At 53.3% G+C, this 12,752-nt stretch carries 14 protein-coding genes; 11 read left to right on the plus strand and 3 right to left on the minus strand.

Features of this window, described 5'->3' with window-relative positions:
• Nucleotides 1-9 precede the first annotated feature (9 nt).
• From rpe to ACMYSL_RS02360, 11 genes are all read left to right on the plus strand, one after another.
• Nucleotides 10-687: a ribulose-phosphate 3-epimerase gene (gene rpe, locus ACMYSL_RS02310; protein ID WP_110274962.1), complete on the plus strand. Its 678-nt coding sequence runs from the start codon at nucleotides 10-12 to the stop codon at nucleotides 685-687.
• Nucleotides 680-1,429: a phosphoglycolate phosphatase gene (gene gph / locus ACMYSL_RS02315; RefSeq protein ID WP_110274963.1), complete on the plus strand. Its 750-nt coding sequence runs from the start codon at nucleotides 680-682 to the stop codon at nucleotides 1,427-1,429. The genes rpe and gph overlap by 8 nt, the downstream gene beginning before the upstream one ends.
• A 3-nt stretch (nucleotides 1,430-1,432) precedes the next feature.
• Nucleotides 1,433-2,437 carry a tryptophan--tRNA ligase gene (gene trpS, locus ACMYSL_RS02320; RefSeq protein WP_112214766.1) on the plus strand — a complete coding sequence of 335 codons (1,005 nt, stop codon included), beginning with the start codon at nucleotides 1,433-1,435 and terminating at the stop codon, nucleotides 2,435-2,437.
• Nucleotides 2,438-2,587: 150 nt separating this feature from the next.
• The gene (gene yhfZ, locus ACMYSL_RS02325; protein ID WP_182235127.1) at nucleotides 2,588-3,493 is read left to right on the plus strand and encodes a GntR family transcriptional regulator YhfZ; all 906 of its coding nucleotides are present in this window, start codon (nucleotides 2,588-2,590) and stop codon (nucleotides 3,491-3,493) included.
• A 16-nt stretch (nucleotides 3,494-3,509) separates the two neighbouring features.
• Complete coding sequence (locus ACMYSL_RS02330; RefSeq protein WP_304253842.1) at nucleotides 3,510-3,872, plus strand: PRD domain-containing protein; 363 nt, start codon at nucleotides 3,510-3,512, stop codon at nucleotides 3,870-3,872.
• Between the two features lie 83 nt (nucleotides 3,873-3,955).
• Nucleotides 3,956-5,119, plus strand: a complete 1,164-nt coding sequence (locus ACMYSL_RS02335) for a YhfX family PLP-dependent enzyme (protein WP_434661292.1) — start codon at nucleotides 3,956-3,958, stop codon at nucleotides 5,117-5,119.
• Entirely contained in the window at nucleotides 5,119-6,345 is a 1,227-nt protein-coding gene (locus ACMYSL_RS02340) for a phosphopentomutase (protein ID WP_434661294.1), read from the plus strand. The genes ACMYSL_RS02335 and ACMYSL_RS02340 overlap by 1 nt, the downstream gene beginning before the upstream one ends.
• Complete coding sequence (locus ACMYSL_RS02345; RefSeq protein ID WP_434661295.1) at nucleotides 6,342-7,220, plus strand: phosphotriesterase-related protein; 879 nt, start codon at nucleotides 6,342-6,344, stop codon at nucleotides 7,218-7,220. Before ACMYSL_RS02340 ends, ACMYSL_RS02345 begins: the two co-directional genes overlap by 4 nt.
• A gap of 10 nt (nucleotides 7,221-7,230) precedes the next feature.
• Nucleotides 7,231-7,584, plus strand: a complete 354-nt coding sequence (locus tag ACMYSL_RS02350) for a DUF2620 domain-containing protein (protein WP_110274970.1) — start codon at nucleotides 7,231-7,233, stop codon at nucleotides 7,582-7,584.
• Between the two features lie 12 nt (nucleotides 7,585-7,596).
• A complete protein-coding gene (locus ACMYSL_RS02355) occupies nucleotides 7,597-8,901 on the plus strand; it encodes a YhfT family protein (RefSeq protein WP_182235122.1) in 1,305 nt (434 codons plus the stop codon).
• Between the two features lie 15 nt (nucleotides 8,902-8,916).
• Entirely contained in the window at nucleotides 8,917-10,002 is a 1,086-nt protein-coding gene (locus ACMYSL_RS02360; protein ID WP_434661296.1) for an aminotransferase class I/II-fold pyridoxal phosphate-dependent enzyme, read from the plus strand.
• A gap of 88 nt (nucleotides 10,003-10,090) precedes the next feature.
• Here the strand turns inward: ACMYSL_RS02360 and ACMYSL_RS02365 are convergent, their stop codons facing one another.
• The 3 genes from ACMYSL_RS02365 to nirC form a co-directional block, all read right to left on the minus strand.
• Entirely contained in the window at nucleotides 10,091-10,264 is a 174-nt protein-coding gene (locus tag ACMYSL_RS02365; protein ID WP_434661297.1) for a YhfL family protein, read from the minus strand.
• Between the two features lie 232 nt (nucleotides 10,265-10,496).
• Nucleotides 10,497-11,870 carry a siroheme synthase CysG gene (gene cysG, locus ACMYSL_RS02370; RefSeq protein WP_434661298.1) on the minus strand — a complete coding sequence of 458 codons (1,374 nt, stop codon included), beginning with the start codon at nucleotides 11,868-11,870 and terminating at the stop codon, nucleotides 10,497-10,499.
• 11 nt (nucleotides 11,871-11,881) lie between these two features.
• Nucleotides 11,882-12,691 carry a nitrite transporter NirC gene (nirC, locus tag ACMYSL_RS02375; protein ID WP_142513312.1) on the minus strand — a complete coding sequence of 270 codons (810 nt, stop codon included), beginning with the start codon at nucleotides 12,689-12,691 and terminating at the stop codon, nucleotides 11,882-11,884.
• Between the last annotated feature and the right edge of the window lie 61 nt (nucleotides 12,692-12,752).

Raw genomic sequence — 12,752 nt, forward strand, 5'->3', positions numbered from 1 at the left:
GAGATGCGGATGAAGCAGTATTTGATTGCCCCTTCGATTCTGTCGGCTGATTTTGCCCGTTTGGGTGAAGATACCGCCAACGTGTTGGCCGCAGGTGCAGATGTTGTGCACTTTGACGTAATGGACAACCACTATGTGCCGAATCTGACCATCGGTCCAATGGTACTGAAATCGCTGCGAAATTACGGAATCACCGCGCCGATTGATGTGCATTTGATGGTCAAGCCTGTTGACCGCATCATCCCTGATTTTGCTGCTGCGGGCGCTAGCATCATTACTTTCCACCCGGAAGCTTCTGAGCACGTCGATCGTACTTTACAACTCATCAAAGAAAATGGCTGTAAAGCCGGTCTGGTGTTTAACCCAGCCACGTCTCTGAGCTATCTCGATTATGTGATGGATAAACTGGACGTCATTCTGCTGATGTCGGTCAACCCAGGCTTTGGTGGCCAGTCTTTTATTCCGCACACCCTTGATAAACTGCGTGAAGTTCGTCGTCGTATTGATGAATCTGGCTACGACATTCGTCTGGAAGTTGATGGCGGCGTGAAAGTGAACAATATTGCCGAGATTGCCGCAGCCGGTGCGGATATGTTTGTTGCCGGGTCGGCGATTTTCGATCAGCCGGACTATAAAAAAGTGGTTGATCAAATGCGCAGCGAATTAGCGAAGGTTAGCCATGGATAAGTTGCAAACCATTCGCGGCGTGGCGTTTGACCTTGACGGCACGCTGGTGGACAGCGCGCCGGGTCTGACTGCTGCCGTCGATAACGCACTTTACGCCCTGGAGCTGCCGATGGCCGGGGAAGCACGTGTCATCACCTGGATTGGTAACGGAGCTGATGTTCTGATGGAGCGCGCTCTGACCTGGGCTCGCCAGGAACGCGCAACGCTGCGCGCCTCGCAGGGTAAACCTTCTGTTGATCATGACGATATCCCCCAGGCTGAGCAGTTGACGGTTTTGCGTAAGTTGTTCGATCGCTACTATGCAGAAGTGGCCGAAGAGGGGAGCTTTTTGTTCCCGGCGGTTGCCGATACGCTCGGTGCGCTGCACGCAAAGGGCCTGCCGTTAGCGCTGGTAACCAACAAGCCAACGCCGTTTGTCGCGCCTATTCTGGACGCGCTGGACATCGGCAAATATTTTACCGTCGTGATTGGCGGTGATGATGTAAAAAACAAGAAACCACACCCGGATCCGCTGCTTCTGGTCGCGGAAAAACTGGGGCTGGCGCCTGCTGAGCTGCTGTTCGTTGGTGACTCACGCAATGATATCCAGGCTGCGAAAGCCGCAGGCTGCTACTCAATCGGTCTGACATATGGCTACAACTATGGCGAGTCAATTTCGCTGAGTGAGCCGGATTATATCTTTGACCAATTTAATGAACTCTTGCCCGCTTTCGGGCTACCGTACAGTGAAACTCAGGAATAGAAAATGACTAAGCCCATCGTTTTTAGTGGCGCACAGCCCTCAGGTGAATTGACCATTGGCAACTACATGGGTGCGCTGCGTCAATGGGTAAACATGCAGGACGATTACCACTGCATTTACTGCATCGTTGACCAGCACGCGATTACCGTCCGCCAGGATCCACAACAGCTGCGTAAGGCGACGCTGGATACGCTCGCGCTATACCTGGCCTGTGGTATCGACCCGAAGAAAAGCACCATTTTTGTTCAGTCCCACGTGCCGGAGCATGCGCAACTGGGCTGGGCGCTGAACTGCTACACCTATTTCGGCGAACTGAGCCGCATGACCCAGTTTAAAGACAAGTCATCACGCTACGCCGAAAACATTAACGCCGGCCTGTTTGACTACCCGGTGCTGATGGCTGCCGACATCCTGCTGTATCAGACCAATCAGGTTCCGGTCGGTGAAGACCAGAAACAGCATCTGGAGCTGAGCCGCGATATTGCCCAGCGCTTCAACGCTATTTATGGCGATGTGTTTAAAGTCCCTGAGCCGTTTATTCCGAAATCTGGCGCGCGCGTGATGTCGCTGCTGGAACCGACCAAAAAGATGTCCAAGTCAGACGATAACCGTAACAACGTGATCGGCCTGCTGGAAGACCCGAAATCGGTAGTGAAGAAAATCAAACGTGCGGTGACTGATTCCGATGAGCCACCCGTTGTGCGCTACGACATCCAGGACAAAGCGGGTGTTTCCAACCTGTTGGATATCCTCTCTGGCGTAACGGGTCAGAGTATCCCTGAGCTGGAGCAGCACTTTGAAGGCAAAATGTACGGCCACCTGAAAGGCGAAGTCGCCGATGCGGTATCCGGCATGCTGACCGAACTGCAGGAGCGCTATAACCGTTTCCGCGGCGATGAAGCTTTCCTGAATCAGGTGATGAAAGAGGGCGCGGAGAAAGCCAGCGCTCGCGCTTCTGTTACCCTGAAGGCGGTCTACGAAGCGATTGGTTTCGTCGCTAAGCCTTAATCTATCTGATGGTTGCCGTCATATCCAAAGCCGGGTGCAATGCATCCGGCTTTTTAATTTGTGATAGCTGTCGTGATTTGATTATTTGCTCCTTGTTAATTATCTTCAGTTTAGTGAAGATATAAATATTCAATTTAGTGAAGATTATAGATGCGTCGGACATTCATTAAAAAAGAGGGCATGGCACTAACGACCCTGGCTCGTTATTTGCTGGGCGAGCAGTGTGGTAATCGTCTGAAAACGATTGATGAGTTAGCGGGTGAATGCGGCTCTTCCGTTGGGCTGACTCAGGCGGCGCTAAAAACGCTGGAGTCTTCCGGGGCCATTCGTATTGAACGCCGCGGGCGCAACGGCAGTTACCTGGTTGAGATGGATAACAAGGCCCTATTGGCGCATATCGATATCACCAATGTCGTTTGCGCAATGCCTCTGCCCTATACGCGATTGTATGAGGGGCTGGCGAGCGGGCTGAAAGCGCAGTTTGAAGGGATTCCTTTTTACTATGCGCATATGCGCGGCGCGGACATTCGCGTGGAGTGCTTACTTAACGGTGTTTACGACATGGCGGTGGTTTCGCGCCTGGCGGCAGAAAGTTATTTAGCGCAGAGCGGGCTGCGGATGGTAATGGCCCTTGGGCCGCACACCTATGTCGGTGAGCACCAGCTGATTTGCCGGAAAGGTGAAATCGATTCGGTGCGGCGAGTGGGGCTTGATAACCGCTCGGCGGACCAGAAAATTATGACCGAAATTTATTTTGCCAATAGCGACGTAGAGCGCGTCGACCTCTCTTATCACGAGAGTCTAAGTCGCATCGTCAAAGGCGAAATTGACGCCGTTATCTGGAACGTCACCGCTGGCGCGGAGCTGGCCATGTTAGGGCTGGAAGCCCTGCCGTTAAGTGACGATCCGCGTTTTTTGCAGGCGACTGAGGCGGTAGTATTGGCCAGGGCAGATGATTACCCGATTCAACATTTGCTACGTGCAGTCGTTGATAAACAGGCGCTATTAGCTCATCAACAACGGGTGGTGAGCGGAGAGCAAGAGCCAAGCTATTAACATTAAGGCAGTGACTATGGAAAACAGGCTCAACTTGCTGTGTGAGGCAGGGATTATCGACCAGGATATTTGTCGCGGAATGATGCAGGTCGTCCGCCAACTGGACGAGCAGTGGCATCTTCCCGTCTTTAGCGAGCAGGGGGAAATCGCAATAACTCATATGGCAAATGCGCTGATGCGCAGCCGCCGCGGTGAGATTATTGAGCCGCTGGATGAGGAGTTTATGGCAGAGATAACCAGTTCGGCTTATTGGGATGAGATTCATCAATTGCATCAGGTGATGATGCAGGAATTTGACGTCACTCTTCATGCTAATGAAAAAGGTTATTTGCTGGCTAACTGGTATGGGTTGTGGGGAGCGGCGCAGCAGGCCGTGTGAAGAATATTGGGAATTGGCGCTATGCGACTTAAATATTCAAAAAAATGAATATTTAAAAAAGGAATAAAAGCAGAGGCAAGTAAATGTTTATTAAAGCATTACAACGGCAGAACCCGACGCTGATTGCGACGGCGCTCCGCTTCTGGCAGCAAGGGCGTATCGCCCCGGATAGCTGGGTTATTGATGTCGATCAGGTGCTGGAAAATGGCAAGCTGCTGCTGAAGACCGCGCAGCAATACGGAATCAGCCTGTACTTGATGACCAAGCAGATTGGTCGAAATCCGTGGCTGGCAGAAAAGCTGTTGGCGCTCGGGTATCAGGGCATTGTTGTTGTGGATTACAAAGAGAGTCGGGTGATGCGCCGCGCCGGCTTGCCCGTTTCCCATCAGGGCCATCTGGTGCAAATTCCTTCCGCGCAGGTAGCGGGTGCGGTAGAGCAGGGTACCGAAGTCATTACCCTGTTCTCTCTGGAGAAAGCTCGGGAAGTTTCGGCGGCGGCGGTAGCAAGCGGTCGGATGCAGGCGGTCATGCTTAAGGTCTATGGCGAGAGCGATTTCCTCTATCCGGGACAGGAGAGTGGATTCGCGTTGGCTGAGCTGGACAGCGTGGTGGCGCATCTTCGCAGCCTGCCGGGCATTGAACTGACCGGGCTCACCCACTTCCCTTGCCTGCTGTGGGATGACGAACAGGAAAAAATTCTGCCAACGCCGAATTTGCGCTCTCTGCTCGCCGCCAGAGACAAGCTCGAAAGTCTCGGCGTGACGGTTCAGCAACTGAATGCGCCTTCGGCAACCAGCTGCAGCTCTCTGCCGCTACTGGCGGAGTTTGGCGTCACCCACGCTGAGCCGGGGCATGCGCTGACCGGTACCATCCCCGCCAACCAGCAGGGAGATCAACCGGAGCGTGTTGCCATGTTGTGGCTGAGTGAAATTTCCCACCATTTTGCCGGGCAAAGCTATTGCTACGGCGGCGGCTATTATCGGCGTGGTCATGCTAAGCATGCGCTAGTATTCGCTCCGGCCAGCGAAAACGCCCAGCTGGCGCAGCTTAACGCGGTAGATGATAGCAGCATTGATTACTACCTGCCGCTGGAAGGTGAGTTCCCAGTCGGCAGCGCGGCAATCTTCTGTTTCCGCACGCAGATTTTCGTTACCCGTAGCGACGTGGTGCTGGTTGCGGGTATTCAAAGCGGTAACCCTGAAATCGTTGCCCGCTACGACAGCCTTGGCAACGTACTGGAGGACTAATGGCGCGATTTGTGGTGTTGGTGATAGACAGCTTTGGCGTCGGCGCGATGGCCGATGTTCCCGAAGTGAGGCCGCAGGATATTGGTGCGAATACCTGTGGACACATCTTGCAGCGTTTTCCCACGCTGCGTCTGCCGACGCTAGAAAAACTGGGACTGATAAACGCCCTCGGTTTTGCTCCAGGTGTGATGCAGCCTTCTGAAGATGCCGTATGGGGAACCGCAGAACTTGAGCATGAGGGTGGCGATACCTTTATGGGACATCAGGAGATTTTAGGGACTAAACCCCGGACTCCGCTGCGGATGCCATTTAATGATGTCATCGATAAAGTTGAAGCCGCGCTGCTTGCCGCCGGACATCAAACAGAGCGCCACGGCAAAGGTCCATTTTGGCTATTGGTGGATGGTGCGGTGGCGGTTGGCGATAACCTCGAAGCCGATCTGGGGCAGGTTTACAACATTACCGGCAATCTGAGTGAAAAAAGCTTTGCTGAGGTGAAGGCCATCGGCCGGACGGTACGTGAACAGGCCTCAGTGGGACGCGTTATCGCCTTTGGCGGCCAGCTCACCAGTACACAGAACATCTTTGATGCCGTGGAAGAAAAAGAGGGCGGCTATATCGGCATCAACGCGCCGCGCTCGGGAGCCTATAAGCAGGGATTTCAGGTTGTACATATGGGCTACGGCGTCGATGAACAGGTGCAGGTTCCTGCCCAGCTGTTTGCGGTTGACGTACCGACGGTACTCGTTGGCAAGGTCGCTGATATCGTTAGCAATCCCCATGGCATCAGCTGGGAAAATCTGGTCGATAGCCAGCAGATTATGGAGATCACCCGGGCGGAGTTTAACCGCCGGGAGACGGCATTTATCTGCACCAACATCCAGGAAACCGATCTGGCGGGTCATGCTGAAGATGTGGAGCGCTATGTCGACAGGCTGGAGCTGGTCGATGAGCAGTTAGCCCTGCTGATGGCGGATATGCGCCCGGATGATTGCCTGGTGGTGATGGCCGACCACGGTAACGATCCGACGATAGGCCACAGCAAACATACGCGTGAGAAGGTGCCTCTGCTGGTGTGGTCACCAGGACAATCCTCTGCGCAGCTCGGGACCCGGCGCACCTTGTCGGATGTCGGGGCCACCGTTTGCGACTTTTTCGGTGCACATGCCCCGGAGAATGGACACTCTTTCCTTTCGCTTTTACTGCCCGCAAGGAATACACAATGATGATTGATAGCTCTGGTTATACCTATGCACATGAGCATTTGCACATTGATTTGTCCGGCTTTAAAGGCGACATCGATTGCCGACTGGATCAATACGAACTGATTCGTAACGAGATGCGCGATTTAATGCACCTCGGCGTGCGCAATATTGTTGAGATGACCAACCGCTACATGGGGCGCAACCCGTCCTTTATGTTGGATCTGATGCGCGATACCGGCATCAACGTGATTGCCTGCACCGGCTATTATCAGCACGCTTTCTTTCCTGAGCACGTTGCTACCCGTTCTGCACAGGAACTGGCGCAGGAGATGATCGATGAGATCGAAATCGGTATTGACGGTACGCCGCTCAAAGCCGGAATCATCGCCGAAATCGGCTCCAGTGAAGGGGTCATTACCGATCTGGAAGCCAAAGTGTTTAGCGCCGCGGCGCTGGCGCATAACGCGACCGGACGACCTATCTCAACGCACACCTCGTTTAGCACCATGGGGCTGGAGCAGCTTGCACTGCTGAAACAGCATGGCGTCGATCTCTCCCGCGTGGTCATTGGCCATTGCGACCTGAAAGATAACCTCGATGATATTTTGCGCATGATCGATCTCGGCGCTTACGTTCAGTTCGACACAATTGGCAAAAACAATTATTACCCCGACGCAAAACGCATCGCTATGCTGCTCGCCCTGCGTGAAAGGGGCTGCCTGGATCACGTCATGCTGTCGATGGATATCACCCGCCGTTCTCACTTAAAGGCCAATGGCGGCAACGGTTACGACTATCTGTTGACTACTTTTGTCCCTCAGCTTTACCAGGCCGGTTTCAGCCAGGCCGATGTGGATCTGATGTTACGTACTAACCCTACTCAATTTTTCCTGTAAGGACATAGAGATGAAAAAGATTGGTGTTGCTGGCTTACAGCGCGAGCTGATTAAAAAAACGATTGAAAATACGGCGCCGGGGTGTTTCGAGGTGTTCATCTACAACGACATGGAAGCGGCTATGAAGGTGAAAAACGGCCAGCTGGATTACTACATTGGCGCGTGTAACACCGGTGCTGGCGCGGCACTTTCCATTGCGATCGCCATTATCGGGTTCAACAAAAGTTGCACTATTGCTAAGCCGGGTATTAAGGCAAAAGAGGATCAGATTGCAAAAATGGTGGCGGAAGGAAGAGTCGCGTTTGGCCTTTCTGTTGAGCACATTGAACATGCGATCCCATTACTGATCAACCATTTAAAATAAAAAGGCACTGTTATGGCGCTTTATATTCAACTCATTGTGGTGGCTTGTCTGACGGGGATGACGTCGTTACTGGCGCACCGGTCAGCTGCGGTTTTTCATGATGGTATTCGCCCGATCCTCCCGCAGTTGATTGAAGGCAACATGCATCGTCGGGAAGCGGGCAGTATCGCATTTGGTTTAAGTATTGGCTTTGTCGCCTCAGTCGGGATTTCGTTCACGTTGAAAACCGGGCTGCTGAATGCCTGGCTGCTGTTTTTGCCTACCGATATCCTCGGTGTACTGGCAGCGAATAGTCTTTTGGCTTTCGGCCTGGGGGCGGTTTGGGGGATTCTGATCCTTACCTGCCTGCTGCCGGTTAACCATCTGCTGACGGCGCTACCGGTCGATGTATTGGGATCGTTGGGCGAATTGAGTTCGCCGGTAGTATCCGCTTTTGCACTGTTCCCATTGGTGGCCATTTTCTACCAGTTCGGTTGGAAAAGCAGCCTGCTAGCGGCGGTTGTTGTACTGATTACACGCGTACTGGTCGTCCGCTACTTCCCGCATCTCAACCCTGAGTCGATTGAGATTTTCGTTGGTATGGTGATGCTGTTGGGGATTGCGATTACCCAGGATCTGCGCAATCGCGGTAGCGAGGATCATGACGCCAGCGGGATGTCGGTGTTTGAAGAGCGCACGTCGCGGATTATCAAAAACCTGCCGTATATTGCTATTGTGGGCGCGTTGATTGCGGCGGTAGCCAGCATGAAAATTTTTGCCGGTAGCGAGGTGTCCATCTTTACTCTGGAAAAAGCGTATTCGGCAGGCGTGACGCCGGAGCAGTCGCAAACGCTGATTCATCAGGCGGCTTTGGCGGAGTTTATGCGTGGTCTGGGCTTCGTGCCGATGATCGCCACCACCGCGCTGGCTACCGGGGTGTATGCGGTTGCCGGTTTTACCTTCGTTTATGCGGTGGGTTATCTGGCGCCGAATCCATGGATTGCCGCGCTGCTGGGCGCTCTGGTGATTTCGGCGGAAGTGCTGCTGCTGCGCTCAATCGGTAAGTGGTTGGGACGCTATCCATCAGTGCGCAATGCGTCAGATAACATCCGTAATGCGATGAACATGCTGATGGAGATGGCGCTGCTGGTTGGCTCTATTTTTGCCTCCATCAAAATGGCTGGGTATACCGGTTTCTCAATTACCGCTGCGATCTACTTCCTCAATGAGTCGTTGGGACGTCCGGTTCAAAAAATGGCCGCGCCGGTTGTGGCAGTCATGATTACCGGGATCGTGCTGAATATTCTGTTCTGGCTCGGATTATTTATTCCGGCATAACAAGGAGCGTGGGTCATGAGAACCTTTCCGCTGGAAAGTTTGTCGCTGGTTGAAGCCCAACATAAGCAGTTCGCGCTAGTGGATGCTATCTGTCGCCATTTTCCTGGGGTCGATTTCCTGCGCGGTGGTGACTTCGGTCTGGTGTCGGGGCTGAACCAGCCCCGCGTCACGCAGCGCGTCGAAGCAGTGCTGGCTGATGCGTTCCATGCCGAGGCCGCCGTGCTGGTGCAGGGAGCCGGAACCGGGGCGATTCGCGCGGCGATAGCGGCATTAGTGAAGCCCGGCGGTACGCTGTTAATCCATGATGCGCCGGTCTATCCGACGACCTCGGTGATTATTGAGCAGATGGGACTAAAGCCAATTCGCGTGGACTTTAACGATCTGGCGGCGCTCTCAGAGACGGTGGCTCAGCATCGACCCGATGCGGCGCTGGTGCAGCATACGCGCCAGCGCCCTGAAGATAGTTATCAGTTAGCAGAGGTGCTCTCTGTGCTTAATGAGCAGCATGTTCCGACGCTGACCGACGATAACTACGCGGTGATGAAGGTGGCGAATATCGGCTGCGAATGCGGTGCGACGCTGGCGACATTTTCCTGCTTTAAGCTGTTTGGTCCGGAAGGCGTTGGTGCAGTGGTGGGTCGTGCTGATGCCGTTGCCCGCATCCGCGCCAGCATGTATTCCGGCGGCAGCCAGATTCAGGGGGCGCAGGCGCTGGAAGTACTGCGAGGGCTGGTGTTCGCTCCAGTGATGCACGCAGTGCAGGCGGGGGTGACGGAGCGGCTTCTGCTGCAGTTGAATCACGGCGTGGTGCCGCAGGTTAAACAGGCAATTATCGCCAACGCGCAGTCCCGGGTCCTGCTGGTTGAGTTTCATCAGCCGATTGCGGAGCAGGTACTGGCTAATGCGCAGCGGCTTGGGGCGTTGCCATATCCGGTTGGCGCCGAGTCAAAATATGAAATACCGCCGTTGTTCTATCGCCTATCCGGAACCTTCCGTGAGGCAAATCCGGGTATTGAACGCTATGCGATTCGTATTAACCCTAATCGTAGCGGTGAGGAAACGGTGTTGAGAATATTGCAGGAAAGCTGTGAGGTAGAATAGTGATGTGTGGTATCACTAATACATAATTATTAATTTCTTAAGTATGTACGTAGATAAATAAAGGCCGGATATTCCGGCCTTAGCTTTTTTATTTTTGGTCCGCTGCGGGGCCGCAGCCACCAATAATCTTAGAAATAGAAATTGCAGGGTGAAGGAGGTAATCGTAAGAGCATGTTTTATTTTTGTTTTCAATGTGGCCGGTACATGCAGTCAGCGACGTGAGAACCGCGGCTAACGCTGCGAATTTGATCATATTCTTCATGAGATAATCCCTGTTGTATTATATGTAATATATTCGACTTTCCATTGCTAATAAGAAATGCTTTTGAGTCATTTCTTATTTGGGATTTAATATGATTTGATTTTAGGTGTCAATTTTTTCAGGGCTTAAATTAACTTAATGAGTGTTTAATTATTATAGAATATATTGACTGCGGAAATTGTAGTGCAGAGAAATAAGGCCCAATAATGATGGTTATATTGGGCCAGGAAGATTAGTGATTTGAGAACCAGTTTAACTTATCGCGCAGACCGACCACGCGACCCACAATGATCAGTGCCGGGCTGGCCATCTGCTGAGCCAGCAAATCCAACTGTTCTAACGTGCCGGTAACGACCTTTTGGGTTACCGCCGTGCCGTTCTCAACGATAGCCGCAGGCATATCCGCCGCCATACCGTGAGCAATCAGTTTTTCCCTGATGGCCGGTGCCTGATTCAGGCCCATATAGAACACCAGAGTTTGCTTTTCTACCGCCAGATTTTCCCAGTCCAATTCGCCGCCGGTCTTAAGGTGGCCGGTGACCAGACGCACGCCCTGGGCAAAATCGCGATGGGTCAGGGGGATACCAGAATAGGCGGAACAGCCGGAGGCTGCGGTGATACCCGGGACGACTGAGAAAGGAATACCGGCGCTGCACAAGGTTTCCAGTTCTTCACCGCCGCGGCCAAAGATAAACGGGTCGCCGCCTTTCAGGCGCACGACGCGTTTTCCGCCCTGGGCTTCGCGCAATAGAATCTGATTAATCTCTTCCTGCGGCACGCAATGGTAGCCTGAGCGTTTGCCGACGAAGACCCGATCGGCATCGCGGCGCACCAGGTTCATAATATCGTCGGAAACCAGACGATCATAAACCACCACATCGGCCTGCTGGATTTGCTGCAACCCTTTGAGGGTTAACAGCCCAGCATCGCCAGGGCCCGCGCCAACCAGCACCACTTCACCGCGATGATCCAGCGGCTCGGTCAGGAGCTGTTCCGTGGTATCTGCAACTGCCTGACGATCTTCATTCGCCAGAGATTGTGCCAGCCTGTCGCTAACAAACAGCTTCTCCCAGAAACGGCGACGCTCGCTCACGGTCGCAAACTGTTTCTTCACACGTGAACGCAATTGCCCGGCGTACTGAGCCAACTGACCTAAATGGAGCGGCAGAACTGACTCCAGCTTTTCACGCAGCAGGCGCGCCAACACCGGTGAGGTACCGCCTGAAGAGACGGCAACCATCAATGGTGAGCGGTCGATAATCGACGGCATGATAAAGCTGGCCTGCTGAGGGGCGTCGACCACGTTGCAAAATATTCGCCTTGCTTCTGATGACTCACTGACCTGCTGATTCACCTTTTCGTTGTCGGTAGCAGCAATCGCCAGCCAACAGTTATCCAGCAGAGCAGGGTTAAACTCGCCTTTTACCAGGGTGAGCATGTTCGAATCGGCCCACACCTGGAACTGGGGCACAAAATCCAGCGCGTTGACCGTTAATTTGGCTCCCGCGTCGAGTAACAGGCGAGCTTTACGTTCGGCAACATCGCCGCCGCCGACTAACAAACAGTCGCGATCGCGTAATTGGCAAAATATAGGCAAATGGTCCACGACATTACCTCTTAATTATTGGCAGCAGCCTCTGATTGTTTAATTTTTTCCGGAGCTGGGCGCTCCGATTTCGGCGTAGCATACCAATAACCCAATCCCATAAATACGACACCGGACAAAGTATTGCCGAGTGTTACCCATAACAGATTGTGACCAATTCCCGCAAGGGTGTAGGCATCGCTGTGATGACCGAACCAGGAGAGGGCAAACAGCGTCATGTTGGCAACGGAGTGCTCATAGCCGGAAGCGATAAACGCCAGCAGGCACCACCAGATAGCGATAAATTTTGCTGAGCCTTCAGTACGGATCGCCATCCAGATTGCCAGACATACCAGCCAGTTACACAGCGCGCCTTTGAAAAACAGCGCCATCGCAGATTGGCTGGTTTTAGCCAGCGCGACGGTGTGAACGAGGCTGGTATCGACCGGCAGCAAACTGCCGCTACCCCAGCTATACAGAAGCGCCACGAAAATAGAACCGAGCAGGTTGCCCATCCAGGTTTGTGGCAAAATGGCCCACATCTGCCCCTGGCTGATGGTGCCCGCTTTCACGCCCAGCGTCAGGAACATGGTGTGGCCGGTAAACAATTCAGAACCGGCGATAATCACCAGGGTTAAGGCGATACCAAAAGTGGCGCCCATCACCAGAGGACGAACGGATGGGTCGAGCAGATTGCCGAGGGTGAAAATAAGGATGATGCCCAAGCCGACATAAGCGCCTGCCATCATGGAGCTGACCCAGAAACTGAATGGATTATTGGCCGAGAGGCGTGCAATGCGCGCAGCGTTAGCCGCGCACTTGTTTATAGTGTCCGTAAACATATGATTGATTACCCTTGAGATATAAAAATAAAAAAGAAATTCAAAAAAAGGGAGGCGTTGC

The sequence above is a fragment of the Klebsiella sp. MISC125 genome, assembly GCF_051131775.1.
Lineage (GTDB): Bacteria > Pseudomonadota > Gammaproteobacteria > Enterobacterales > Enterobacteriaceae > Klebsiella.

Bases quoted from the DNA above. Each gene is read 5' to 3' on its own strand.
- rpe (WP_110274962.1), top strand. From the start codon at position 10: ATGAAGCAGTATTTGATTGCCCCTTCGATTCTGTCGGCTGATTTTGCC.
- gph (WP_110274963.1), top strand. From the start codon at position 680: ATGGATAAGTTGCAAACCATTCGCGGCGTGGCGTTTGACCTTGACGGC.
- trpS (WP_112214766.1), top strand. From the start codon at position 1,433: ATGACTAAGCCCATCGTTTTTAGTGGCGCACAGCCCTCAGGTGAATTG.
- yhfZ (WP_182235127.1), top strand. From the start codon at position 2,588: ATGCGTCGGACATTCATTAAAAAAGAGGGCATGGCACTAACGACCCTG.
- ACMYSL_RS02330 (WP_304253842.1), top strand. From the start codon at position 3,510: ATGGAAAACAGGCTCAACTTGCTGTGTGAGGCAGGGATTATCGACCAG.
- ACMYSL_RS02335 (WP_434661292.1), top strand. From the start codon at position 3,956: ATGTTTATTAAAGCATTACAACGGCAGAACCCGACGCTGATTGCGACG.
- ACMYSL_RS02340 (WP_434661294.1), top strand. From the start codon at position 5,119: ATGGCGCGATTTGTGGTGTTGGTGATAGACAGCTTTGGCGTCGGCGCG.
- ACMYSL_RS02345 (WP_434661295.1), top strand. From the start codon at position 6,342: ATGATGATTGATAGCTCTGGTTATACCTATGCACATGAGCATTTGCAC.
- ACMYSL_RS02350 (WP_110274970.1), top strand. From the start codon at position 7,231: ATGAAAAAGATTGGTGTTGCTGGCTTACAGCGCGAGCTGATTAAAAAA.
- ACMYSL_RS02355 (WP_182235122.1), top strand. From the start codon at position 7,597: ATGGCGCTTTATATTCAACTCATTGTGGTGGCTTGTCTGACGGGGATG.
- ACMYSL_RS02360 (WP_434661296.1), top strand. From the start codon at position 8,917: ATGAGAACCTTTCCGCTGGAAAGTTTGTCGCTGGTTGAAGCCCAACAT.
- ACMYSL_RS02365 (WP_434661297.1), bottom strand. From the start codon at position 10,264: ATGAAGAATATGATCAAATTCGCAGCGTTAGCCGCGGTTCTCACGTCG.
- nirC (WP_142513312.1), bottom strand. From the start codon at position 12,691: ATGTTTACGGACACTATAAACAAGTGCGCGGCTAACGCTGCGCGCATT.